General features: G+C 56.1%; 22 protein-coding genes. 1 reads left to right on the forward strand and 21 read right to left on the reverse strand.

From position 1 onward, the window contains the following. Positions 1–12: 12 nt before the first annotated feature. The 21 genes from INT84_RS13130 to nnr all read right to left on the reverse strand — a co-directional run bounded on the left by INT84_RS13130 (position 13) and on the right by nnr (position 24295). On the reverse strand, positions 13–1575 hold the full coding sequence (locus INT84_RS13130; RefSeq protein ID WP_194207143.1) for an ABC transporter substrate-binding protein: 1563 nt from the start codon (positions 1573–1575) through the stop codon (positions 13–15). 23 nt (positions 1576–1598) lie between these two features. Then, positions 1599–2816: a M20 family metallopeptidase gene (locus tag INT84_RS13135; RefSeq protein WP_194207144.1), complete on the reverse strand. Its 1218-nt coding sequence runs from the start codon at positions 2814–2816 to the stop codon at positions 1599–1601. A 35-nt stretch (positions 2817–2851) separates the two neighbouring features. Then, on the reverse strand, positions 2852–3631 hold the full coding sequence (locus INT84_RS13140) for an ABC transporter ATP-binding protein (RefSeq protein ID WP_194207145.1): 780 nt from the start codon (positions 3629–3631) through the stop codon (positions 2852–2854). Next, positions 3631–4401: an ABC transporter permease gene (locus INT84_RS13145; protein WP_103678521.1), complete on the reverse strand. Its 771-nt coding sequence runs from the start codon at positions 4399–4401 to the stop codon at positions 3631–3633. The genes INT84_RS13140 and INT84_RS13145 overlap by 1 nt, the downstream gene beginning before the upstream one ends. Continuing rightward, positions 4398–5399 (reverse strand): glycine betaine ABC transporter substrate-binding protein, encoded by a 1002-nt coding sequence (locus INT84_RS13150; RefSeq protein ID WP_194207146.1) that lies wholly within the window; start codon positions 5397–5399, stop codon positions 4398–4400. The genes INT84_RS13145 and INT84_RS13150 overlap by 4 nt, the downstream gene beginning before the upstream one ends. 25 nt (positions 5400–5424) lie before the next feature. Beyond that, positions 5425–6150: an aspartate/glutamate racemase family protein gene (locus INT84_RS13155; RefSeq protein ID WP_194207147.1), complete on the reverse strand. Its 726-nt coding sequence runs from the start codon at positions 6148–6150 to the stop codon at positions 5425–5427. Further along, the gene (locus INT84_RS13160; protein ID WP_194207148.1) at positions 6147–7148 is read right to left on the reverse strand and encodes a D-cysteine desulfhydrase; all 1002 of its coding nucleotides are present in this window, start codon (positions 7146–7148) and stop codon (positions 6147–6149) included. The genes INT84_RS13155 and INT84_RS13160 overlap by 4 nt, the downstream gene beginning before the upstream one ends. Positions 7149–7520: 372 nt before the next feature. Then, positions 7521–9977: a ribonuclease R gene (rnr, locus tag INT84_RS13165; protein WP_194207149.1), complete on the reverse strand. Its 2457-nt coding sequence runs from the start codon at positions 9975–9977 to the stop codon at positions 7521–7523. A 38-nt stretch (positions 9978–10015) separates the two neighbouring features. Continuing rightward, a complete protein-coding gene (gene nsrR, locus INT84_RS13170; RefSeq protein ID WP_194207150.1) occupies positions 10016–10441 on the reverse strand; it encodes a nitric oxide-sensing transcriptional repressor NsrR in 426 nt (141 codons plus the stop codon). 166 nt (positions 10442–10607) lie between these two features. Then, a complete protein-coding gene (locus INT84_RS13175) occupies positions 10608–11906 on the reverse strand; it encodes an adenylosuccinate synthase (RefSeq protein WP_103678514.1) in 1299 nt (432 codons plus the stop codon). Positions 11907–12006: 100 nt separating this feature from the next. Continuing rightward, positions 12007–12204, reverse strand: a complete 198-nt coding sequence (locus INT84_RS13180; protein WP_176919251.1) for a DUF2065 domain-containing protein — start codon at positions 12202–12204, stop codon at positions 12007–12009. A 284-nt stretch (positions 12205–12488) separates the two neighbouring features. After that, the gene (locus tag INT84_RS13185) at positions 12489–13889 is read right to left on the reverse strand and encodes a DUF6880 family protein (RefSeq protein WP_194207151.1); all 1401 of its coding nucleotides are present in this window, start codon (positions 13887–13889) and stop codon (positions 12489–12491) included. A gap of 137 nt (positions 13890–14026) precedes the next feature. Continuing rightward, entirely contained in the window at positions 14027–15031 is a 1005-nt protein-coding gene (gene hflC, locus INT84_RS13190) for a protease modulator HflC (RefSeq protein WP_176919249.1), read from the reverse strand. Between the two features lie 2 nt (positions 15032–15033). Further along, the gene (hflK, locus tag INT84_RS13195; RefSeq protein ID WP_194207152.1) at positions 15034–16290 is read right to left on the reverse strand and encodes an FtsH protease activity modulator HflK; all 1257 of its coding nucleotides are present in this window, start codon (positions 16288–16290) and stop codon (positions 15034–15036) included. Positions 16291–16387: 97 nt separating this feature from the next. After that, on the reverse strand, positions 16388–17668 hold the full coding sequence (gene hflX / locus INT84_RS13200; RefSeq protein ID WP_176919247.1) for a ribosome rescue GTPase HflX: 1281 nt from the start codon (positions 17666–17668) through the stop codon (positions 16388–16390). Between the two features lie 74 nt (positions 17669–17742). Next, positions 17743–18054 carry an RNA chaperone Hfq gene (gene hfq / locus INT84_RS13205; RefSeq protein ID WP_176919246.1) on the reverse strand — a complete coding sequence of 104 codons (312 nt, stop codon included), beginning with the start codon at positions 18052–18054 and terminating at the stop codon, positions 17743–17745. An 88-nt stretch (positions 18055–18142) separates the two neighbouring features. Continuing rightward, entirely contained in the window at positions 18143–19093 is a 951-nt protein-coding gene (miaA, locus tag INT84_RS13210; protein ID WP_176919245.1) for a tRNA (adenosine(37)-N6)-dimethylallyltransferase MiaA, read from the reverse strand. Beyond that, positions 19086–20930, reverse strand: coding sequence for a DNA mismatch repair endonuclease MutL (mutL, locus tag INT84_RS13215; RefSeq protein ID WP_194207153.1), 1845 nt, complete (start codon positions 20928–20930; stop codon positions 19086–19088). Before mutL ends, miaA begins: the two co-directional genes overlap by 8 nt. A gap of 9 nt (positions 20931–20939) precedes the next feature. After that, positions 20940–22298: an N-acetylmuramoyl-L-alanine amidase AmiB gene (amiB, locus tag INT84_RS13220; RefSeq protein WP_176919243.1), complete on the reverse strand. Its 1359-nt coding sequence runs from the start codon at positions 22296–22298 to the stop codon at positions 20940–20942. Positions 22299–22314: 16 nt separating this feature from the next. Then, the gene (gene tsaE, locus INT84_RS13225; RefSeq protein WP_194207154.1) at positions 22315–22776 is read right to left on the reverse strand and encodes a tRNA (adenosine(37)-N6)-threonylcarbamoyltransferase complex ATPase subunit type 1 TsaE; all 462 of its coding nucleotides are present in this window, start codon (positions 22774–22776) and stop codon (positions 22315–22317) included. Beyond that, complete coding sequence (nnr, locus tag INT84_RS13230) at positions 22769–24295, reverse strand: bifunctional ADP-dependent NAD(P)H-hydrate dehydratase/NAD(P)H-hydrate epimerase (RefSeq protein ID WP_194207155.1); 1527 nt, start codon at positions 24293–24295, stop codon at positions 22769–22771. Before nnr ends, tsaE begins: the two co-directional genes overlap by 8 nt. Here nnr and queG point away from each other — a divergent pair. After that, complete coding sequence (gene queG / locus INT84_RS13235; RefSeq protein ID WP_194207156.1) at positions 24294–25433, forward strand: tRNA epoxyqueuosine(34) reductase QueG; 1140 nt, start codon at positions 24294–24296, stop codon at positions 25431–25433. The genes nnr and queG overlap by 2 nt on opposite strands. The last annotated feature ends 248 nt before the right edge of the window (positions 25434–25681 follow it).

Raw genomic sequence — 25681 nt, forward strand, 5'->3', positions numbered from 1 at the left:
CGTGTGCTCCGGTCAGGGCTTGCTGACGCTAACGTTCCACAGTACCGGACCAATCAGATCCTGATACCCCTTCACGTTGCTTTTAATTGCCACGACGTCCGGGGCGGTGCGTCCCAGCACAATCACCGGCAGATACTGCCAGAGCTGGACGTTAAGCTGATCCACCAGCCCTTTCGCCTCTTTCAGCGACGGAGCTTGTTTGATGGCATCCAGGGTGGCATCGATTTCCGGACTGTTGCTCAGACCGGGGAATTTCGCGCGCGAGTCGAGGAACGGATACTGATGCAGCACCTGACGCATGGAGAACTCCAGCGCGCAGAGATCGAAGTTTTTCGGGTCCTGCCGGCGTTGCAGCACGGTCGGCCAGTCGTAAACGTCGAGGCGCGACTTGACGCCAATCTGCTTCAGCACCTGTTGGGCAACAATCGCCAGGTTATACAGTTCGGCATACTCTTTGGTGGCGATAATCACCACCTCTTCGCCCTTGTAGCCCGATTCCTGCACCAGCTTGCGCGCCTCGTCCAGCTTGTGCTGATTCCAGTACGGCTTGCCCGCTTCGCTATACCAGTCCACCTGATCAGGGAAGCCCAGCGACGGATCTTCTTTGAAGAAGCGCGGATCGCTGTAGCCCGCCAGCAGCGTCTGATGCACATCCAGTGCGAGGTTAAACGCCTGACGCAGTTTAACGTTGGCGAATGGCCCCTGATGCTTATTGAACAGATAGGTGATCAGCGATCCGCCACTCTGCGGCTGGAAGAGCGAAATATCCGGCGCGCTTTGCAGCGTTTCAATGTTGTCTTTCGGCAACTGAAAAACGAGATCGTATTCGCCGGTCATCGCCCCCGCCAGACGGGTAGATTCGTCGGTGATATAGCGGAACCAGATATCCTTAACGTCTGCTTTTTTCTGTCCGGCAAGCCCGCTCGCCGGTTCGCTGCGCGAGACATACTGGTCAAAGCGGGTCAGGTGCAGGTAATCGCCCTGCTTAAACTCCGCCAGCTTATAAGGGCCGGTGCCGATCAGTTCCGTTACCGGTTTCTTGCTGCTGTTCGCCGCGTCGATAATGCGTTTCGGCATAATCGCAGCGATGTTTTTCACATCTGCCAGCACGTTCAGGGTGATTAACGACGGGGCGGGCAGCGTCAGACTCACCGTTTTGTCATCCACTTTAACAAACTGTACGCCGGGCAAGTTGGCTTTCCCCTGCGTTGAGGTCGCCAGCCAACGATTCATGGAAGCCACCACGTCGTCTGCGGTCAATAACTGCCCGTCGTGGAAGTGAATGCCGTCGCGCAGCACGAAAGTATAGGTTTTACGATCGTCACTCAGGGTGTAGCTCTGCACCAGCTCCGGCACCGGTTCAAATTTGGCATTGATGGTGAACAGGGTTTCGAAAATATGCCGATCCACATCCGAGGTCGCATTATTGGTGGTGAGATACGGGTCCAGCGTGCCGGGACGGTTGCCATAGGCGATATTCAGCGTCGCATTGCGATCTACATTTGCCGCCTGCGCGGTTTCCCAGGGTAAAGCCGCCGCCAGCATCAGCGCGGCGGCAGAAAACAGCATTTTCATTATCATTGTGCTCCGGTCAGGGGTTATGCAGCCTGCGTTGCCGTCTTACGTCCGGCAAATTCGTCTTTCACATCCTGCAATAGCGCAGGCTCGGTCAGCAGACGCAGTCCGGTTCGCGCCAGCACCTGCGCGCCGGTAATCAGCGCTTCATAGCCTTTGGCGGAGTTGGCCGCCTCGCGAAACGCCACGGTATGACCAATCAAATCGTCAGGACCGATTTTGATGTAAGGATGGCCGGTCGGCACCGCATGGCTGATATCGCCCGCGTCGGTCGACCCCAGCCCCTCTTTCTCCTTCAGATCGACGTGCTCCCCGGCAGCGGTGAACTCGTCCAGCAGCACCGCGTTAAGCGCATGGTTAATACGAAAATCGCGCGGGCCAACCTGATGTTCGATTTTTACCGTGGTGCCGGTCGCCAGCGCGGCACCTTCGGCAATGGCGCGAATACGTGGTTCCAGTTCAATAACCTGCTCGCGGGTGGCGGCACGAATGTAAAAATGTCCTGAGGCATATTCCGGGATCACGTTCGGTGCCTGTCCGCCGTTAGTGATAATGCCGTGAACCCGCACACCGTCAGGAAGTTGCTGGCGCAGCACGCTAATGCCGTTGTACAGCAGCACCAGCGCATCCAGCGCGTTAACGCCTTTGTGCGGCGAACTGCCCGCGTGTGAGGGCTTGCCGTAGAAATGAAAATAGAGGTGGTTATTGGCAAGCGACGGGCCGGTGAGCCGCGTTTTTCCGGACGGATGGACCATCAGCGCCACATCAACATCCTCCAGAAAACCATGCTCCACAAAGCGCGCTTTGACGTTACCGTTAATACCGCCCTTGCCGCGCAGCCCGCCCTCTTCGGCAGGCGTGCCGAGCACCACTACCTTGCCGCCGGTCTGATCCAGCGTCTCACTCAGCGCAATCGCCGCAGCAATGCTGGTAACGCCGATAATGTTATGACCACAGGCGTGACCGATGTCGATCAGCGCGTCATACTCCGCCAGATAGGCGATGGTCGGCCCCGGTTTCGCACTCTCTTTTACAGCATAAAAAGCGGTTTCGTGCCCGGCGACGTTGGAGGTGACGGTGAATCCGTGTTTCCTTAATAGCGCCGTTAATACCTCGTTGGCGTAATATTCGTTATTCCCGGTTTCCGGATGCGCATGGATATCTTTCGAAATCGCAATATAGTCGTCGCGGTGTTGATCAATACTCTGGTCCAGACGGGCCTGTAATTCGCTTGTGCTCATTGCTTCCACCTCAGGTATAACAGTTGATTGACGGATTAACTCAGATGACGTTTTGCCTCCTGACGGACGCGGTGCAGGACGTGATGTTTGATCTCGCCGTACTGCGGGTGCTCCGCAAAGGTTTCAATATCGCGCTCGCGCCCAAACGGCAGGGCAATCTCCTCGACGATTTTGCCTGGACGCGCTGACATGATCAGAATGCGATCGGCGAGGTATAGCGCCTCGTCCACGTCATGCGTGACGAACAGCAGCGTGGTGTCGGTATCAAGCCACGCCTTGTACAGCAACTCCTGCATCATCAGGCGCGTTTGCGCATCCAGTGCGCCGAAAGGCTCGTCCAGCAGCAGCACTTCCGGTCCGGGAAGCCAGGCGCGGGCCAGCGCCACCCGCTGTTTCATGCCACCGGAGAGCTGCCACGGCGCATGGTTTTCAAAGCCTTTCAGTCCCACGCGCGCCAGCCAGTCCAGCGCCAGGGCATTCACTTCATCTTTGTTATAGCGACCCAGCCGCGGGCCGAAGGTGACGTTATCCAGCACCGACAGCCACGGAAACAGGTTCGGCTGCTGGAAAATCATTCCCCGGTTCGGCCCCGGTCGCTGTACCGGCTTCCCTCCTGCCAGCACCTTTCCACTGTCCGGGCGCGTAAACCCGGCGACCAGGTTGAGAATGGTGGATTTCCCGCAGCCCGACGGCCCCAGCAACACCACAAATTCCCCTTTCGTCAGCGTCAGCGAGACGTCCTCCAGCACGTTCAGCGGCTGCGGCTTTGCCGCAAAGGTCAGCGACACCTTTTCCAGCGCGATTTGACTCGTCATCACTCTTTCCCCGCCCAGGGTACAAACAACCGTTGCAGCCCCAGAAGCAATAAATCCAGCAGATAGCCAATACCGCCGAGCAGCAAAATACCGAGCATGACAATATCGGTACGCAGATAAGAGCTGGCGTTGATCACCATCCAGCCCAGCCCGGAACTGGCGGCGACCATTTCAGCGGCAATCAATGACGTCCAGCCAATACCGATCGACAACCGGACGGTAGTGAACAATTCCGGCAACGCATCCGGCAGCACCACGCGCAGGAAGATCTGCCGCCGCGTCGCGCCCAGCGTTTGTGCCACCCGAATTCGTGAACGACCAATACGTTCTACCGCCGCGCTGGCACCCACCACTACGCTTAAGAAAGTGGCGATGAAGATCAGGAAGAATTTCGACGCTTCGCCGATACCCAGCCAGACCACCGCCAGCGGGATCAGCGCGATTTTCGGCAGCGGACGCAGGAACTGCACGAAGGGATTGAGGACGGCGGACAGGCCGTCGGACATTCCCATCAGCAGCCCCAGCGGAATGCCGATAACAATCGCCACCGCAAAGGCGCTGAGCGCGCGCGCCAGGCTGACGGCAATGTGCTCCCATAACGGTACCTGACGGTAACCGTCCGCCAGCAGTTCTTCAGCGGTTAGGCCAATATCCGTCAGCGACGGCAGCAGCAGCGGGTCAACCCACTGCCGGGTCGCGGCTATCTGCCAGAGGCTAAAAAAGATCGCTACCGACACCACGCTGATAGCGACATGCTGACCTAATCTCATTTTGCTGCCGCTTCCCGGATGTAACGCGAGTTGATGGCGGTGTCCCAGTTGGCCGGGATATCGCGTTTGCGAATTTCACCGATGCCCGCGAGGAAGCTGGAGGTTTTGGTCAGCGCTTTGCCAATCCCGCTATCCGTAGTCTGCGTGCCGTTGCCCAGCCAGGCTGCGGTGCCCTGCTCGCTCAGAGTCGGGTACTCCAGCCCACCCAGCGTATTGGCGGCAGTGGTGACCGGCGCGCCCACTTCTTTCGCCACAACGGCTGCCGCACGCTCAGGATCTTTTTTAAATTCGTCCACTTTTTGCTGATGGACGCGCAGGAAGGCGCTGACCGTTTCCGGATACTGCTCGGCAAAGGCTTTGCGCACCACGTAGTTGTTGTAAATCAGGTAGCCGTCTTTTTGCAGATCTTTGGTGGCGAAGACCTGATGGCCGCCGGAGGTTTCCAGCTCCTGAGCAAAGGGTGCCCAGACGTAACCTGCATCAATATCGCCACGCTTCCAGGCGGCAACCATTTCCGCCGGACGCAGCGGCAGCAGGGTGATTTTACTACGGTCGAGTTTATTGACGCTGATCGCCGCTTCCAGCGCATATTGCGCGGTGGAATTTGGCGGATAAGCCACGCGTTTACCTTCGATATCTTTAATATTATTGATGCCGTCTTTGCCAATTAACCGCTCGTAACTGGCAATCACGCCGGACACCCCAATAATTTCCACCGGCAATTTACGCACAATGCCAGCGGTTGCCGGACTGGAGCCGAAATTAGCAATATCAATGGCATTACTGGCGAAATAACTTAATGCGTCCGCGCCGGAAGCAAATTGTACCCATTTCACTTTGCTGTTTAGCGCTTTATCCAGCGAGCCGTCAGCTTTTGCCAGCATTAATACCTGCGAGCCGCCGCTGTAGGCCACCCGAACTTCCGGCGGGGTTTGTGCAAAGCTGGCGCTGGCCCATAATCCACCCGCTGCAATTAATAAGCAGAGACTTTTTTTCATTTTTTATCCTTTGAGATGTATTCAGTTACGTTAAATAAGTGGTGCGGTAGTCCTGCCATATTTTCGAACATCGCTCTGCCAGCGCCTGAGCGGGATCGAACGTCAGCGGTAAGAAAGGCGCATTCACCGCCCGTAGCGCCACGGGCACTTCAGTGCAGGCGAGGATCAGCTTTTCCGCCCCGCGCTCAAACAGTGCTTTCGCCTGATGCAGAAAAGCCGCGCCGCCTTCAGCCAGATCGCCGCGTTTGACCGCATAGCAGCCGGGAACAAACCATGTCTCCAGCTCAGCGTCATCAGGCACAATCGGCGTGATGCCGTGCTGTTGCAGGCCGCGCTGAAACCATCCGGCGTCCAGCGTACCTTTGGTAGCAATGATGCCGATTCGCTGCGAGGCAGGGCTGGCTTCCACCACGGCGGCGATAGTCGCTTCCACGATATGCAACAACGGCGCGCGGCTGACGTCGCTTAGCGCAGAATACCAGTGATGGGCGGTATTGCAGGGGATGACAATATGGGTCGCGCCTGCCTGGTTCAGCCTGGCGATTCCGGTTAATAGCTGCGGCAACGGCGATGGGCCGCTGCCTGCCAGCGCTTTCTGTCGATCGGCGATTTGCGGCACGTTCCAGACCACCGTCGGGATCTGCTGCTGGTCACTGGCGGCGGGCGTTACGGCCAGCAGCGTAGACAGAAAGTCAACGGTGGCCAGCGGCCCCATGCCGCCCAGCACGCCGAGCAGAAACGGCTGACTCATCGTTCAAATACCTGGCGATAGCCAAACAGGCCTGCCGAACCGCCGGTATGGATAAAGACGACGTTGTCATCTTTGCGGAAATGGCCTTTGCGGATCAGGTCAATCAGGCCCGCCATGCCTTTGCCGGAGTAAACCGGATCGAGCAGGATGCCTTCGTGCTGCGCCAGCAGACGCAGCGCTTCCAGCATGCTTTCGGTTGGCAGGCCGTAACCGTCGCCAACGTAATCGCTGTTCGCCACTACCGTTTCGCGGGAAAGATCGCCTTGCACGCCCAACAATTCGCGGGTGCGCGACGCCAGATTCCAGACGTTCTCTTCCTGTTTCGCTTTCGGCGCACGCACGCTGATGCCGAGAACCGGAATATGACTGTTGGTGGCGGTGAATCCCGCGACCAGCCCGGCCTGTGTGCCGGTACTGCCGGTCGCATGGACCACGTGATCGATACGCAGACGTAGCTGCGAGGATTGGTACAGCAGCTCTTCTGCGCAGGCGGCGTAGCCGAGTGCGCCGATGGCGTTGGAACCGCCGCCGGGAATGACATAGGGGTTGTGCCCCTGCTCGCGCAGTTCGGCGGCATAGTCTTCCATCGCCTGCTGCATATCGGTGCCGCCCGGCAGATGGGCGACAATGTCTCCGCCCAGTAAAAGATCCAGCTGGACGTTGCCGGAGCGCTGATAATCCTCACCAAAGTCCGTCACGCGTTTTTCCAGCAGTACTTTCGCCTTCAGCCCCAGCTTCGCCGCCCCGGCGATGGTCTGGCGCACGTGGTTAGATTGCGTCGCACCCTGGGTAATAATAATGTCGGCTTTTTTTTGCAGCGCATCCGCCAGCAAAAATTCCAGTTTGCGGGTTTTATTACCGCCGGTGGCAAGGCCAGTCGCGTCGTCGCGTTTAATCCATATTTTCGGGCCACCCAATAATTTGCTTAAATTATCGAGAGGCTCTAAAGGTGTCGGGAAATGACCGAGGGAAAGGCGCGGAAATCGGGCCAGATGCATAATAGCTCCTTGTAAATCACATTCTATTTAACGCCCGCACTTTTTCATCGGGTCAACGAATAACGTGAGATTCACTATACACATCTGGTTTCAGCGGCTAATCAACAATTAAAAATATCGATTGCCGGAATTGAGATAAGGGCGGAGGCGGCGGGAAGTAAGCGATTATTTATGGCGGAATGGAATAGCTTCAATCAAAAAAGAATAATCCGCTTTGCTGGAAGAGAGTGAAGTGGGTGATAAACCGTCCGTGGTCATCGGGGCGACCGCCGGGTTGGGCCTCCCTCCGGGAACCCAATCCCGCCGTTTCCCCTGTTAGCCTGTATTGCACACGATTTAACCCTCTTCACTGGAAGAGGGTTATTAAGCAGGTTACTCAGCGACCTTCTTTTTCGCCGCACGTTTGGCTTTGGTGGCCGCCGCGATTTTTTGCGTCTTCGCCGACGGTTTTTTCGCCTTCTTCACGCCTTTGCTTTCGCCTGCGTTTTCCGCTTTCGGTTTGGTTTTACTCTTCCCACCACGGAACGCGCTGTCCGGCTCGAAATTGACTTTTTTGCCGGCCTGGCGACGCTTGCCAGAACTTTTAGCGGGTGCGCCTTTTCTGGCTTTTTCGCGTGCGGTTTTGCCTTCATTACGCGGCGCACGTTCGCTGGAGATCAGCGAGAAGTCGATCTTACGTTCGTCCATATTGACCGCTTCGACGCGCACTTCCACGCGGTCGCCAAGACGGTACGTCTGGCCACCGGATTCACCAATCAGGCGCTGCCCGACCTGGTCGAAACGGTAGTAGTCGTTATCCAGCGAGGAGACGTGAACCAGGCCGTCGATGAACAGATCGCTAAGACGGACAAAGAAGCCAAAACCGGTGACGCTGGCAATGACGCCTTTGAAGACGTTACCCACCTGGTCCAGCATAAAGTCGCACTTCAGCCAGTCAGAGACGTCACGAGTCGCTTCATCGGCGCGGCGCTCGGTCAGGGAGCAATGCTGGCCCAGTTGCAGCATCTCTTCCATGGAATAGTGGTAGCCGCCGGTCTCGGTGCTGTTCCCTTCGTGGCCCTGCTCTTTCGCCAGCAGATACTTAATGGCGCGGTGCAGCGACAGGTCCGGGTAACGGCGAATTGGCGAGGTAAAGTGGGCATATGACGATAACGCCAGGCCAAAGTGACCACGGTTTTCCGGATCGTAAATCGCCTGTTTCATCGAGCGCAGCAGCATGGTTTGCAGCATTTCTGCATCGGGACGGTCGGCAATTGACGTCAATAGCTCCGCATAATCGCGCGGCTCCGGCTTGTTGCCGCCCGGCAGTTCCAGCCCCAGTTCCGCCAGCACGGAACGGAAAGAGGTGATCGCCTCGTTGGTTGGCTTATCGTGAATACGGAACAGCGCAGGCTCTTTGGCTTTCTCAACGAACCGCGCCGCCGAGATGTTTGCCAGGATCATGCACTCTTCGATCAGCTTGTGCGCGTCATTGCGCTGCGTCTGCTCGATACGTTCAATACGGCGTTCGGCGTTAAAGATAAACTTCGCTTCTTCACTTTCAAACGAAATCCCACCGCGCTCTTCGCGAGCGACATCCAGTACTTTGTAGAGGTTGTGCAACTCTTCGATGTGTTTGACCAGCGGCGCATACTGCTCACGCAGATCCTGGTCGCCCTGCAACATATGCCAGACTTTGGTGTAAGTCAGGCGCGCATGGGAGCTCATCACCGCTTCGTAGAATTTAAATCCGGTCAGGCGACCTTTCGAGGAGATGGTCATCTCACAGACCATACACAGGCGGTCAACCTGCGGGTTCAGCGAACACAGGCCGTTAGAGAGCACTTCCGGCAGCATCGGGACGACCTGCGACGGGAAGTAAACGGAGGTGCCGCGATTACGCGCTTCCTGATCGAGCGGGGTTGGCGGACGAACATAATAGCTTACGTCGGCAATCGCCACCCACAGACGCCAGCCGCCGCCGCGTTTTTTCTCGCAGTACACCGCGTCGTCAAAGTCGCGGGCGTCTTCGCCATCAATAGTCACCAGCGGCAGGTTGCGCAGATCGACGCGGCCCACTTTGGCCTCTTCCGGCACCTGCTCTTTCAGGTGAGCGATCTGCTCTTCAACGGCCTGCGGCCAGATGTACGGGATTTCATGGGTACGCAGCGCCATATCGACCGCCATACCGGTGCCCATGTTATCGCCGAGGACTTCGACGATTTTACCCACGGCTTTGGTGCGACGGGTCGGGCGCTGGGTCAGTTCGACCACCACCACGAAGCCCATGCGTGCGCCCATCACCTCTTCCGGCGGGATCAGGATATCGAAGCTCAGGCGGCTGTCGTCCGGCACCACAAAGCCGACGCCCGCGTCGGTAAAGTAGCGACCGACAATCTGGCTGGTTTTCGGCACCAGCACGCGCACAATACGCGCTTCGCGGCGGCCTTTGCGGTCAGCACCCAGCGGCTGCGCCAGGACCTGATCGCCGTGGATGCAGGTTTTCATCTGCTCGCTGGAGAGGTAGAGATCGTCTTTGCGCCCTTCAACGCGCAGGAAGCCGAAGCCGTCGCGATGACCAATCACCACGCCTTTAAGCAGGTCGAGACGTTCCGGCAGGGCGTAGCACTGACGGCGAGTAAAGACCAGTTGTCCGTCGCGCTCCATCGCGCGCAGGCGGCGACGCAGGGCTTCGGTCTGCTCTTCGCCTTCAATATTGAGTTCAACCGCCAGCTCTTCGCGGTTGGCCGGTTTTTCACGTTTGGTTAAATGTTCGAGGATAAATTCCCGGCTCGGGATAGGGTTCGCGTATTTTTCTGCTTCGCGGTTCAGGAAAGGATCTTGTGACATAGCGGTTCCTCCGTTGTCAGCGCTGATGGTAATAATCGTTACTCCACCAGTAATAATTTATAAAGCGGTTGATTTTCTTCAACCAAATCGGCCAGCGTGAGGTTATCCAGTTCCCTGAGGAAACTCTGCACGGCCTGTGAAAGCGCCTGCTTCAGACGACAGGCTGGGGTAATGTGGCAAAATGCGCTGTTACAGTTCACCAGCGACAGCGGCTCCAGTTCACGCACGACATCACCAATACGAATAGTTTCGGCCGGTTTCCCCAGCCGGATCCCGCCGTTTTTTCCCCGCACGGCGGCGACATAGCCTGCACGACTAAGCTGATTGATTATTTTGACCATATGATTACGGGATACGCCATAAACCTCGGTAACCTCGGAGATACTGGTCATTCGCCCGGCTGGCAGCGATGCCATATAGATTAGCGCACGCAATCCGTAATCGGTAAAACTCGTTAACTGCACATCAACCTCAAAACAGGGGAAACGCGGATATTTATTACAGTGATGATAAACCAGCCAACCGTCAGGCCGCTAATTTATTTGTTCGGGGAGATAAAAAGCAGAAGTTCAGGGCGGGCTTTGCTTATCTGGCCTGCGCGTTTCGTCGCAGGCCAGTCATCAATAATGATTATGCGTCGAACGGATCGCGCAGGATCATGGTCTCGGTACGATCCGGACCGGTAGAGATGATATCAACCGGAACGCCGGTCAGTTCTTCGATACGCTTGATGTAGTCCAGCGCCGTCTGCGGCAGGCCGTCACGGGTTTTAACGCCAAAAGTAGACTCAGACCAGCCCGGCAGGGTTTCGTAAATCGGCTCGATACCTTCCCAGTTGTCGGCAGCCAGCGGCGTAACGGTGACTTCACGTCCATCCGGCATACGGTATCCGACGCAGATTTTCACCTCTTTCAGGCCGTCCAGCACGTCCAGTTTGGTCAGGCAGAAGCCGGACAGGGAGTTGATCTGCACCGCACGTTTTACCGCAACCGCATCCAGCCAGCCGGTACGACGACGACGGCCGGTAGTGGCACCATATTCGTTACCCTGTTTGCACAGAAACTCGCCGGTATCATCAAACAGTTCGGTCGGGAACGGACCGGCACCCACGCGAGTGGAGTACGCCTTAATGATGCCGAGCACGTAATCAACATAACGCGGACCCAGGCCGGAACCGGTCGCCACGCCACCCGCGGTGGTGTTCGACGAGGTCACATACGGATAGGTACCGTGGTCGATATCCAGCAGCGTACCCTGCGCGCCTTCGAACATGACGAAGTCGCCGCGCTGACGAGCCTGATCCAGCAGATCGGAAACATCAACCACCATCGCGGTGAGGATGTCGGCAATTGCCATCACATCGTCCAGCACTTTCTGGTAGTCAACGGCGTCAACTTTGTAGAAGTTCACCAGCTGGAAGTTATGATATTCCATCACTTCTTTCAGTTTGTCGGCGAAGGTCGCTTTGTCGAACAGGTCGCCAACGCGCAGGCCGCGACGGGCTACTTTATCTTCGTAAGCCGGGCCGATGCCGCGACCGGTCGTACCGATGGCTTTCGCGCCGCGCGCTTTTTCACGCGCCACGTCCAGCGCGACGTGATAATCGAGGATCAGCGGGCAGGCTTCAGAGAGCAACAGACGCTCACGAACCGGGATACCACGGTCTTCCAGTTCTTTCATCTCTTTCATCAGTGCAGCAGGCGACAGCACAACGCCGTTACCGATGATGCTGGTGACGTTATCGCGGAGAATGCCTGATGGAATAAGATGGAGAACGGTTTTTTCACCGTTGATTACGAGAGTATGGCCTGCGTTGTGACCGCCCTGATAGCGCACCACATATTTAGCCCGTTCAGTCAGAAGATCGACGATCTTCCCTTTACCTTCGTCACCCCATTGGGTGCCCAGTACGACGACGTTGTTACCCATTTTAAAATCACCGATTGCTTAAAAATGGATTCTACCACCGCTTTTGGCGTTGATCAGCACTTTTTGCAACCGAAAAACGGCAAATCCGACCACTTTTTGATCAGCCAATCGTTTTCGTCAACATGTAGTAGATCACAAAGCCAGCAACCACAAGTCCACCGCCAAAACGTCGTAAAATAGTGTCCGGTAGCTGGGTCATGGCGGCGATCATTTTGCGCCAGGCGCGCGGGTAGAGCATCGGCCCCAGGCCTTCGAGGACTAAAACCAGCGCGAGGGCCAGTAAGATGGTGGAGTTCACTGTCGTTATCCTTGTTTTTTCCAGACTGGCCCGACGCCTTTACTGATACTTAAGCCCGGCACGTTTTGCTGCATAATATTCCACAACGAATATTTACGTCGATATCTCATATACATCGCCTGAAGCCAGGTGACAACACAGCATCGCCGCCAGCCTGTAGATAAAGACGCCAGAAATAAACGTGCGGCTCAATCAGGCGCAGCACGGCGGTCTGCCAGCAGCGTGTCGTGATCCAATGTATCAAGGTGGTCAATTTGCTGCGGCGTTAGTGATGCCATGTCTCGTTACGCTACTGGCTGCCAGTACAGTCCTTGTTTATTGACCGTCAGCCCGGCAATCTTTTCCTGCATACTATCCCACAATGAATATTTGCGAGAATGCGCTTTATATAACGCCTGTAGCCAGCTCCGGGAATTCATAAAACCGGTTAACGACTCCAGTTCGGCACAATAATCAATCGCCTTTTTGGCGTCACTGGCGGCATAGGTATAGTACTGACTGGTGGCGCGATCAATGGCATTCTCCGCCAAACGGCGACGGAGCACCACCGCTGCCTGTGCATAGCCATGTTTGAATAACTTGGAAGAGAGCGTGCGCCAGAAAGAACCAACAATGTCGTCCGGCAGATAAATTGTGATACCCACGGGAGACTGCCCCGTAACGATATCGCTCAGTAACCCATAGTTCTGCACGGCCTCGAGAAAAACGATGGCTTCTTCATTGCCGTTTTTGCTCGCCATATTCAAAAACAGAGGAAAGTCATTCGCTTCATCGCCGCCAGCCTGTAGATACAATTGCCAGAACGTGGGTTTAGCGGAGCGGGAAAATCCATTAAGGGCGATGTCTCTGGCCTGCTCACGCTGCCCTTCCTCCAGCAATGCGGCGATCATCTGCTCGCCCCAGCCCACAAACCATGCAGACTTCGCAGGGATCTGTTTCTCCAGGCTACGCAATAACGTGATGGCTTCTGGCGCTCGCAACTCATCAATTAACAGGCGGGCAAGCTCCAGCGCGTTATCGTTGTTAAGCGTCGGTACTGATGAAAAGAGCGCCAGCGCGGCATCCACATCGCGCACGGCCAGCAGTAAACGCATGGCGTTATTAGCATTGTCCGCCAGCATAAAGCGTTGCGCCAGAATGCGCAGTACCTCGCTGCCCAACGCGCTACGCCATTTGAGTAACTCACTGATATCAAACCAGTCGGATTCCCCGGCGACGAGGAAAATCGCCTGCGCAATATCTTCCGGCGTCCGATGCTTTTGCGCCGCCAGCGCCTGTATCCAGGTCGCAAACACGATTGCAGTAAAATCCTGCCAGCTACCGCTGGAGGTATCAATACGGGCGGTCAGGCGCTCAAAATCCAGCAGTATTTTTGCCGCCAGCGCCTCTACCTGCGCGGGCGCATGGGCCGTTTGTTGCGCCAGCGGTTGTGCAATATTGCGGATCAGGGCAGTAAAAAACGTATCGGCAGCGTAGTAATCATAGTAACGGCTGCTCTTTACCTGTCGGGACCAGGCCGCGTTGAGCCGTTTGATCACCTCATCAGGAGTGGACAACCAGCCATCAACAAGCCACCTTTTCGTTTTCGCGTCCGTAGCAACGATCTGCTGCACAATGTCGAGGAGCGTCTCTTTATCCAGTTGCTCAAAAAGCGCCTGTTGTTTTTTAGTCAGTGCTTTAGCCATTATCAGCCCCATTTGGACTACATTTTTGATCGGTCATCAAGCGTTTGCGAATGGTGGAGAGGGTGACGGTGTGTGAGCGTTGCGGATAAACAGAAGGGAAACGCTGACCCCGATGATGGGTCAGCGTTTTTTACTCATTAACGCGTCGCGTTAGTCGGCGTCTTCATATAGCGGAAGAAATCGCTGTCCGGACTCATCACCATCACGTCCTGATTGCTTTCGAAGCTCTTCTCGTAAGCGCGCAGGCTACGAATAAAGGCGTAGAAATCCGGGTCCTGGCTGAAGGCATCAGCAAACAGCTTAGCGGCTTCTGCATCGCCTTCACCGCGCATAATGCGGCCCTGACGCTCGGCTTCTGCCAGCGTTTTGGTGACTTCGTAATCCGCTGCGGCCTGGATTTTCTCTTTCTCTTCTTCACCCTGTGAACGGTGACGACGCGCGACCGCTTCACGCTCGGCGCGCATACGGTTGTAAATCGCTTCGGAGACTTCGGTCGGCAGGTTGATTTGCTTGATTCGCACGTCAACCACTTCAATACCCAGCGCCGCCATACTGTTCGGATTCACCACCGGGACTTTACCGTTGGTTTCCGCCGCAACGCGCTCGGCTGCCTTGGCGATTTCGTTATCTGCGCCCGGCGTAGCCACTTCGTCTTCCGTACCGGCAGAGCCTGAGTTCAGGGCTTCGCGGACTTCCAGCGTCAGGCGACCACGGGAGTCGGTAACGATGTCTTTCACATCCAGACGACCAATTTCAGAACGCAGACGGTCAGAGAACTTACGTTTCAGCAGCACTTCGGCCTGAGAAACGTCGCCACCACCGGTTGCCAGGTAGTAGCGGCTGAAGTCGCTGATACGCCATTTGATATAGGAGTCAACGATCAGGTCTTTTTTCTCTTTGGTAACAAAGCGATCGGCCTGGTTATCCATGGTCTGAATTCGGGCATCGAGTGTTTTCACTGATTCGATAAACGGAACCTTAAAGTGCAGGCCCGGTTCGAAGATCAGCGGTTTGTTATCGTCGTCACGCAGTACTTTACCGAAGCGCATGGTGATCCCACGCTCGCCTTCTTTCACCACAAACAATGAGGTATAAAGCACTACCAGCACGATGATGATAATCGCAATAACAGACTTACGCATCGTTATTCCCCCTGACGCTGGTAGTCATTACGCTGCGCATTCACGCGGCGTTGATCCATGATATCGTCCTGTTCGGCAGACGATGGTTTATTGGCACCGCTATTGCTGCCTGAGGCCGCAGGTGGCAGACGCAGAACGTTATCTGCGCCACTGCGATCGCTCTTTGCGGAAGACGCGCTGTTGCCTTTGAGCATTTGATCCAGCGGCAGAACCATCAGGTTACCGCCCTTGTCGTTAACCAGTACTTTGCGGGTATGGCTAAGGACTTTTTCCATGGTTTCGATATACAGACGCTCGCGGGTGATTTCCGGCGCGGCTTTATATTCCGGCAGCATCTTGGCAAAGCGTGCGACTTCACCCTGCGCTTCTAACACCGTCCGCGTTTTGTACGCGCGGGCTTCTTCCAGAATACGCTGTGCTGACCCGTTAGCACGCGGCTGCACTTCGTTGCTGTACGCTTCTGCTTCACGAATGGACTGCTGCTCGTTTTCACGGGCGGAGATCGCATCGTCAAACGCCGCCTGAACGGCTTCCGGCGGACGTGCGGCCTGGAAGTTAACGTCCAGCAGAGTAATACCCATATTGTACGGACGAATGGTCTCCTCCAGCTCGCGCTGGGTATCGCTACGAATCACGGTACGACCTTCGGTCAGAATACGGTCCATAGTGTATTTACCGATCACACCGCGTAACGCACTGTCCGTGGCCTGACGCAGGCTGTCATCAGCACTGGTGACGCTGAACAGATAACGACGCGGATCGGTGATGCGGTACTGCACGTTCATCTCAACGCGCACCACGTTTTCGTCTGAGGTCAGCATGACGCCGGACGCCGCCAGTTCACGCACGGCCTCTACGTTGACGGCGGTGACGTCGTCAATAAAGGTTGGCTTCCAGTTCAGACCCGGTTCAACCAGGTGGCTGAATTTACCAAAGCGCGTTACCACGCCGCGTTCCGCTTCTTTAATGGTATAGAAACCACTGGCCGCCCAGATAATAACCACTGCCGCGACAACGATACCGACAATGCGGCCGCCCATTTGAGCGCGAGGTCCCTGCGGCGCATTGCCGCCGGTTCCTTTACCGCCACCGCCGAAGCCGCCGAGTTTCTTACTCAGCTTGCGAAAGATATCGTCCAGATCGGGCGGTCCCTGTTCACGACCACCTTTGTTTCCATTTCCACCGGGGTTGCCGCCAGGTTTATTACTTCCCCAGGGATCGCGGTCTTGTCCGTTATTACCGGGCTGGTTCCACGCCATGTCTGTACTCCATATTTGTTATGCGGTGATATACCCGTCGCATCTGTGCTGCACGTTCCGGGCATCCTCTAAAAGAGGGAAAATAACTTCGGCCGGGTTAAATAATATATTCAACCAGAGCAGGTTCTTGTTTACAGAGTCGACGCCAGTCAACAATGGGCAGGCGAATTTGCAGACTGATACTGCCGTCGTCCTCAAGCCACTCTTTTTCTATTGCCTGAAGCTGATAAAACCGGCTTCTCAGACGCCCTTCCTGCGGAGGTAGACGCAACGTATGCTGCGCTATTTCGCCGGAAAGCCGTTCAGTCAAAGCCTCGAAAAGCAGCGGTACACCCGCTCCGGTCTGTGCAGAGAGCCAGACCCGGACCGGTTTATTCTCTTCATCGCGATCGATACGCGGCTCGAAATCTTCCAGCATATCGATTTTATTCATCACCAGCAGGGTGGGAATTTCATGCGCGTCAATCTCATCGAGCACGGTATTCACCGCGTCTATGTTTTCCTGCACGCGAACGTCGGCGGCATCAATAATGTGCAGCAGCAGCGTCGCCTGACGCGTTTCCAGCAGCGTCGCTTTAAACGCCGCAACCAGATCGTGTGGCAGGTGGCGGATAAATCCAACGGTGTCCGCCAGCACGGTTTCGCCAACATCCACGACGTCGATACGGCGCAGCGTTGGGTCGAGGGTGGCGAAGAGCTGATCTGCCGCGTATACCTGTGATTCCGTGATCTGATTAAACAGCGTCGATTTTCCGGCGTTGGTGTAACCTACTAATGAAACGGTCGGAATATCGGCTTTAATGCGCGATTGACGCCCTTGCTCACGCTGTTTTTCCACTTTGCCAAGCCGTGACTGGATTTGGATAATCCGGTCGCGCAGTAAACGGCGGTCGGTTTCGAGCTGGGTTTCCCCCGGGCCACGCAAACCAATACCGCCTTTTTGTCTTTCAAGGTGCGTCCAGCCACGCACCAGGCGGGTTGCCATATGACGCAACTGTGCCAACTCGACCTGTAATTTACCCTCGTGGGTACGGGCGCGCTGGGCAAAAATATCTAAGATAAGACCGGTACGGTCGATAACCCGGCATTCGCATAAGCGTTCCAGGTTACGTTCCTGGGCCGGACTCAAGGCGTGATCAAACAGCACGACTGACGCGCCAGTCGCTTTTACGGCTTCCGCAATTTCAACTGCTTTACCTTCACCAACATAATACTTGGGGTGCGGTGCTTTACGGCTACCGGTAATCACCTGAGTTGCATCGACACCGGCGGAAGAGACCAGAGATTCAAACTCCTGTAGGTCTTCCATATCCTTGTCTTGCGAAAAATAGATGTGTACCAGTACCGCCTGCTCACCGGCATCATAACGGTCAAACAAGCGTAAACCCTCATTAATAACCAGCGGGGAACCTGAAAAAACAAGCTCCCCTGCCTGGAAAAACAGCGAATAACTTACTCGTTATCGTCGCCGTCTTGCTGGGACGCAGAAGAACCCTGCGCGTTACTACCGTGATGATAGTTGCTGCCAGTGCCGCCCGCAGCATTGTTGCTGTGATGCGATACCGGACGGGACGGAACCACGGTAGAGATAGCGTGCTTATACACCATCTGGCTAACCGTGTTTTTCAGCAGAATCACGAACTGATCGAAAGATTCGATTTGACCTTGCAGCTTAATACCATTCACCAAATAAATAGAAACCGGAACGCGTTCGCGACGTAATGCGTTCAGGAACGGGTCTTGTAAAGATTGCCCCTTAGCCATTCTCTCTTTTCCTTATATGTATGCTTGTTTTGTACGTAGAACCTTACGATTCTGCAAATTGCGCACGATAAGACTCAATTGTACACATTCAATGAGCGTTAGCACCAACAACCTGCAACACCTTGTTACGTGCCTGTTCCGGTTCTTCACTATCCAGCCAGTGAACCCCTTCCCAGCCACGCAGCCAGGTGACCTGGCGTTTTGCTAACTGTCTCGTGGCGCAAACACCTCGATAAACCATTTCATCGTATGATATTTCACCTTCAAGGTATGACCACATCTGGCGATATCCCACACAACGAATGGAAGGCATGTCCGTATGCAAATCTCCACGAGCAAAAAGCGCTCGCACTTCTGCTTCAAAATCTGAAGCCAACATCTGATGAAAACGCTGCTCAATGCGCTGATGGAGCAGTTCGCGGCTCGCCGGAGCGATGGCAAACTGATGCACTTTGTAAGGCAGAGCCTCTCCTGACGTTTGCGTCAGTTCCGTTAAAGTTTTACCCGAAATGAAAAAAACTTCCAGTGCCCGGGAAAGTCTTTGCGGATCATTTGGATGAATACGCGTGGCCGAAACCGGATCTATTGTCTGGAGCTGCCGATGTAACGCGTCCCATCCCTGCTCTGCGGCCTGCTGTTCAATCTTTGCCCTGACGCTCGGGTCCGCTGAAGGCAGCGGTGATAACCCTTCCAGTAAGGCCTTAAAATACAACATGGTACCACCAACCAGTAGCGGAATACGGCCCGCTGCGGTGATCTCTGCCATCTCTTTTAGCGCATCGCGGCGAAAATCGGCTGCGGAGTACGCCTGGGCAGGATCGAGAATATCTAATAAACGGTGCGGCGCAGCGCGACGCTCTTCTTCGCTCGGTTTCGCCGTCCCGATATCCATTCCCTGATAAATAAGGGCGGAGTCGACGCTTATCAACTCTACTGGCAAAACTTTACGTAACTCAATTGCTAGTGCGGTCTTACCGGAAGCCGTTGGCCCCATTAAAAAAATTGCCTGCGGCAGTTCTGCTTGTCTCACGTTACTCATCTTTCAGGGCGTTCATCGCCGTATCTATCTCTACAGGTTGTAATAATCCGCCCGGCGGCGACATCACCAAATGGGGGCAGAGACGTTCGACGTCTGCCAGCACCGAGATAGCCTGCGCCATATTCCACTGGCTATGTTCGCTGGCCAGGTTACGCGCAAGCCACAGGGCGATATCGTCCACATGGTGTGTCGTATGCTGCGCCAGGTAGCCTATCAGTTCAGAAATCAAGTTTTGTAAATTTTGTTGCCGTAAGGGTAAAGGCACGGCGCGAATTGTCACATATTGCGCATCCGATTGAAATTCAATACCCAATGTCGCCAGCGACTGCTGCGCTGCCGTCAGCGCCGTCATCTCAGGTGCAGATACTTTCAGACGCAGCGGGATCAGCAGCGGCTGGGCGCAAATCTCGTTTTTGCCCGGCGTTAACTGCGCTTGCCTTAGCCAGCGCTCTGCCACTGGCAGCGAGAGCAAACAGAGCTTCCCTTCCCGCTCCATCAGGGCATATTCAGTATGCAGGATGGTTAACACCCGGCCGAAGCTTTGGCTATGGCCTTCCAGCACTGGCGCGGCGGGTTGCGGCTCGCGGACCTCGCGTGGAGTACCTGGCGTTTGCAGCAGCTCCCGGTAGAGCGTCCCCTGCTTTTTCTGGTATCCCGGCTGTGCATTAGGCCAGCTTGCGCCGCCGCCATTGCCTGAAGGAGCAGAAGATCGCGCGACGGGAGCTTCACGCGCCGGAGCGGGCTCGGCAAATTGATTGCGACCGGCAGCGATGCGGTTTTCCGGTACGTGACGCGGCGCAGGGGTATTTTCATCTGCCAGCGGCAGCGGAGTATCGTGGCTTTGCTGTAAGACGCTCAGCACACCCTGGTAAATAAAATCGTGGACCAGCCGTGACTGGTGGAAACGCACCTCATGCTTGGCAGGATGCACGTTAACGTCCACCTGATGCGGATCGATTTCGAGATACAGCACAAAGGCGGGCTGTTGATCGATACCCAGCTTATCCTCGCAGGCCTGACGAATCGCATGATTAATCAGACGATCGCGCATCATACGCCCGTTAACGTAGCTGTATTGCGTCTCCGCCAGCGCCGCCGTGGTGCCCTGCGGATTTGCCACCCAGCCGCGCAGCGTCAGATCACCGTGCTGCCACTCAATCGCCAGCGCCTGTTCGAGAAATGCGGTCCCGCAAATCGCGCCCATCCGCCGCTCTCTCGGTGTATTCGGCTGTACGGCCCGGTACTGGCGCACCAATTTACCGTTGTGATTGAGGTTAATGGTGACGTCAAAACGCGCCAGCGCGATGCGGCGAATAATCTCATCAATATGGTTAAATTCGGTTTTCTCGGTGCGCATGAACTTGCGCCTGGCGGGCGTGTTATAGAACAGATCCAGCACTTCCAGCGTCGTCCCCACTGGATGAGCGGCGGGCTTGACCGTCACCTCCATATCCCGCCCTTCCGCGTAGGCCTGCCAGGCTTCCTGCTGCTCCGCCGTGCGTGAGGTCAGGGTCAGACGCGAAACGGAACTGATACTCGCCAGCGCCTCGCCGCGAAAGCCGAGGCTGATAATCGCTTCCAGATCGTCAAGGGTGGTGATCTTACTGGTGGCGTGGCGGGCGAGTGCCAGCGCCAGTTCGTCTTTTTTGATACCGCAGCCGTTATCACGGATACGGATTAACTTTGCGCCGCCGCGCTCGATATCAATATCGATGCGGGTGGCACCCGCATCGATACTGTTCTCTACCAGCTCTTTCACCACCGATGCAGGGCGTTCAACCACCTCACCGGCGGCAATCTGGTTTGCAAGCTGCGGCGGCAGAACCTGAATCGGCATGAAATCTCCTTAGTTAAGCAGCATCCCGGCAGGGGATGACGCGCTGGCCACCTGGCCTGAGCCACTCTGCGGACCCGGCTGGAGTGGATGCGCCTGGAAGTAGTTACGCAGCCCTTCATAGATTGCATTGGCGAGTTGCTGCTGATAATCATCGCTGCCGAGCAGCCGTTCCTCACCGTTGTTGCTGATAAATCCGGTTTCCACCAGCACGGAAGGAATATCCGGCGAGCGCAATACGCCAAGGCTGGCGTGCTCAGGTCGCCGCTTGTGCAGCGAACCGATGCGCTGGAGCTGGCTCAGCATATTGGTGGCAACATCATACCCGACGCGCTGCGAATGGCCGAATTGTAAATCCAGCACCGCCTGGCTCAGGTAGGGATCGGACTGGCTGTTAGCAAGTACATCGCCCGCGCCGCCAAGCAGTTCAGACTGCTTCTCGTGCTGTTCCAGCCAGCTTGCCATTTCGCTATTGGCGCGACGGTTCGACAGCACCCACACCGATGCGCCGGTGGCGTCGCGGTTTGGCGCGGCATCGGCGTGAATCGACACCAGGAAGTTAGCATTCTGCTGACGCGCCACGTCTGAACGGCCCATCACCGAGATAAAGTAATCGCCGTCGCGGGTCATCACCGCTTTGAACATCGGATCGTTGTTGAGCAGCGTGCGCAGTTTACGCGCGATAGCGATGGTGACGTTTTTCTCACGCGTACCGCCAGGACCAATCGCGCCCGGATCCTGGCCGCCGTGTCCGGCATCAATCGCAATAATCACTTTATCGCCTGAGGCTGTACGCGTGCGCATCGCAGGCCGCGTCACGGTATTACTGTTAGTGACGCTGGTGATGCGGTCATTGTCCGCTTTGAACGGGTTTTTCGCCGGCTGGGTGGGTTGCACTGGCCGCGCGGTTTGGACTGGTTGGGTTTGCGCGACGACCGGTGGCGCAACGCGTGGTTGCGTCACGACTGGCGGCGGGGGCGGCGGCGCATCGGCGTTGATGGTAAAGACAACGGTATAATTACCGCCGTTTTGCTGCTTCACCGCGCGCGTTTTGCCGTTTTGCGTGAGATCGACCACCAGCCGCAGCGACTGGTTATCTTTCGGCGTGCCGGAACGGATCGCTTTCACCAGATTGTCGCCGCTGAACTGAAGCGGAAGCCCCTGGATCACCCCGGTTTGCTTGATATCCAGCGCCACCGTGCGATTGCCCTGCTGTGAAAAAGCGTATTCGGGATCGCCGATAAAACTAAAGGTAATACGGGCCTGGCTATCGCCATTAGAGACCTGGATATCGGACAAGCTTGCCGCTCCGGCCTGCGCGCACAGCACAACCAACAGTGCTACCAACCACTTATGCATACGATACATCATCCCGTCACCCTTAAGGTTAACCGGCTACACGCGCCAGCAGCGAATTACCTGATGCGGAGACCGCCACAATACGCGCCTCACGACCCTGCGCCTGATATTCCAGGTGTATTTCTATATCCGGTTCAGGCAGAACGCCCGTTCCCTGTTGCGGCCACTCCACCAGACAAATTGCCTCGTCGGTAAAATAGTCACGGATGCCCATAAACTCCAGCTCTTCCGGGTCGGCAAGGCGATATAAATCGAAGTGATACACCATCAATGCGTCGAGCGTATACGGTTCCACCAGCGTGTAGGTCGGGCTTTTCACATTGCCGCGATGGCCCAGCGCCTGTAAAAAACCGCGGCTGAAGGTCGTTTTGCCCGCGCCCAGGTCGCCGTACAAATAAATCACCGTTGCGCCATCGCAGGCCTTAGCAATACGGTCGCCAAGGTCCAGTGTCGCTTGTTCGTCGGGTAAAGGAATCACTCGATTAATCATGTTCAGGGTCAATCACATCCGGGTTAACAACACGCATAAGCGTGGAAAAAAGATCGGTAGCCAGCATGCCACGCGTACCGTGGCGCGCCGCCAGTTTGTCAGCCGCGACACCGTGCGCCACGCACCCCGCGCAGGCGGCCTCATACAGCGGCAATTGTTGGGCTAGCAGTGCGCCGATAATACCGGACAGCACGTCTCCCATTCCGCCGCTCGCCATGCCGGCGTTGCCAGCATCCGCAATGCCCAGCGAACCTTCATGGCTGGCGATCACCGTCCCCGCTCCTTTCAAAACCACCGTGCCGCCATACTGTTTTACCAGACGCTGCGCAGAAAGTAAGCGATCGCTCTCAATTTCTGCCACGCTGGTGTTTAATAAGCGGGCAGCCTCGCCGGGATGCGGGGTCAACAGGCGATTGTGACGTGTATCGGGGTTGATTGCCAGCAGGTTCAACGCATCCGCATCCCACAGCATCGGTTTGCGAAAATTCTCAACTTTATGCAGCGCCTGTTTGCCCCATTTTTGCTGTCCGAGGCCCGGACCAATGACCACGACATCTGCCCATTCAAGATTATCGTCAAGCGCTTCCGGCGTCAGTTCCTGGACCATCAACTCTGGCCGCGCGGCGAGGATGGGAACAATGTTATCGCTACGGGTTAAGATGCGTACCAGCCCGGCTCCGGCCCTTAGCGCCGCCTCGCCGGTCATACGGATCGCCCCTGCCGTACCGTGGTCGCCGCCGACAATCAGCAGCTTGCCGTGATCGCCTTTATTGGAGGTCGGACGGCGCGGTTTGAGCCAGTCGGCCAGCTGCGCGCCGTCAAAGCGGTTATAGGGCGCTTCCTGACTGGCCAGCCAGCCTTCCAGGCCCAGCGCATGATGATGCAGACACCCTACGACATCGCGGGCTTTGCCGGTCAGCAGACCGGGCTTAAGCGCAATAAAAGTGATGGTGAGGGCCGCGTTAATGACCGCGCCCGGCGTCGCGCCCGTCTGGGCCAGCAGCCCGGAGGGAATATCCAGCGCCACCACGGGTGCCGGATGGTTATTGGCATGGTCAATCAGCGCGGCAATCGCCTCGCGCGGCGCGCTGCGCAGTCCGGTTCCCAACAGGCCATCGATGATGACATCAACGCCTTCCGGCCAGGCGACATCCGGCGCATGGATCGTACCGGCGGCGTTAAGCCAGGCATTACGCGCGCTTTCCGCCTCTTCCGGCAGCGGCTTCTCGCTCTCCAGCGCAATCAGGCTGACCTGAATGCCCGCCGCCTGCGCCAGTCTCGCCACCACGTAGCCATCGCCGCCGTTATTGCCAGCACCGCAAAGAATCAGCCAGTGGCGGGAAGCCGGATACGTCTCCCGCGCCAGCGTAAAGGCCGCCAGACCCGCACGTTGCATCAACTCGTATAACGTAATCCCTAATGCGTCCGCCGCCTCCTGTTCAAGGTGCGGCAACGCCTGCGCAGGCCAGACAGTGTGTGGTATACTTGCGCGGTTTGTATTCATCTTATGGTCCGTCATGTCTCAGCCCCTCGATCTCAATCAGTTAGCGCAAAATATTAAACAATGGGGCACTGAACTCGGGTTCCAGCAGGTAGGTATTGCCGATACCGACCTGAGCGCCAGCGAGCCGAAACTACAGGCGTGGCTCGATAAGCAGTACCACGGCGAAATGGAGTGGATGGCGCGTCACGGCATGATGCGCGCCCGTCCGCATGAGCTTTTACCCGGTACGCTTCGCGTCATCAGCGTGCGCATGAACTATCTGCCCGCCAACGCTGCTTTCGCCCGCACGCTGAAAAATCCCTCTCTTGGCTACGTCAGCCGCTACGCGCTGGGGCGCGACTACCATAAGCTGCTGCGCAATCGCTTAAAAAAGCTTGGGGAGAAAATTCAGGAACAGTGCGCGTCGCTGAATTTTAGACCTTTTGTCGATTCTGCGCCTCTGCTTGAGCGTCCGCTGGCGGAAAAAGCCGGGCTGGGCTGGACAGGTAAGCACTCACTTATCCTTAGCCGCGATGCCGGATCGTTCTTCTTTCTCGGCGAACTGTTAATCGACTTACCGCTTCCTGTCGATAGCCCTGTTGAAGAAGGCTGCGGGCGCTGCGTCGCCTGCATGACGATCTGCCCTACCGGGGCGATTGTTGAACCCTATACCGTAGACGCCCGGCGCTGTATCTCCTATCTGACGATTGAACTGGAAGGCGCTATTCCTGAAGAATTCCGTCCGCTGATGGGCAACCGGATCTACGGCTGCGATGACTGTCAGCTGATCTGTCCGTGGAACCGCTATTCGCAGCTTACCGAAGAAGAGGATTTCAGCCCGCGCAAATCGCTGCACGCGCCGGAGCTGATCGAACTGTTTGCCTGGAGCGAGGCGTGGTTTCTGAAAGTCACCGAAGGATCGGCAATTCGCCGTATCGGCCATCTGCGCTGGCTGCGAAATATTGCCGTCGCACTGGGAAACGCACCGTGGGATGAAGCCAATATTCAGGCACTGGAATCGCGCCGGGGTGAGCACCCACTTCTCGACGAACACATAGAATGGGCGATTACGCAGCAAATCGAGAAGCGAAATGCCGGCGTAGTGGAAGTGCAGTTGCCGAAAAAACAGCGGCTGGTACGGGTGGTTGAAAAAGGACTGCCGCGCGACGCCTGATTCATTCACAGCGTGTGTATAAAATTAAAAACCCATTGGTATTCAACACGCAAAAATTCGTCAAGCGATCTAATTAACATTTTGAAATATTATTTTATTTATATATTTCATTGAGTTATCAAGAAATAATTTACATTTTGAACATTTATCGGCAAACCGACGGCTGTCGTAACCTGTGGATAAGTCTGTTTACAGAAGTTTGTCAGAAGTGACAAATACCCCATTCAACGGGCCTTGCCGCTGTGGAT

It is taken from the genome of Superficieibacter sp. 1612_C1 (genome assembly GCF_015234305.1).
Taxonomy (GTDB): Bacteria; Pseudomonadota; Gammaproteobacteria; order Enterobacterales; family Enterobacteriaceae; genus Superficieibacter.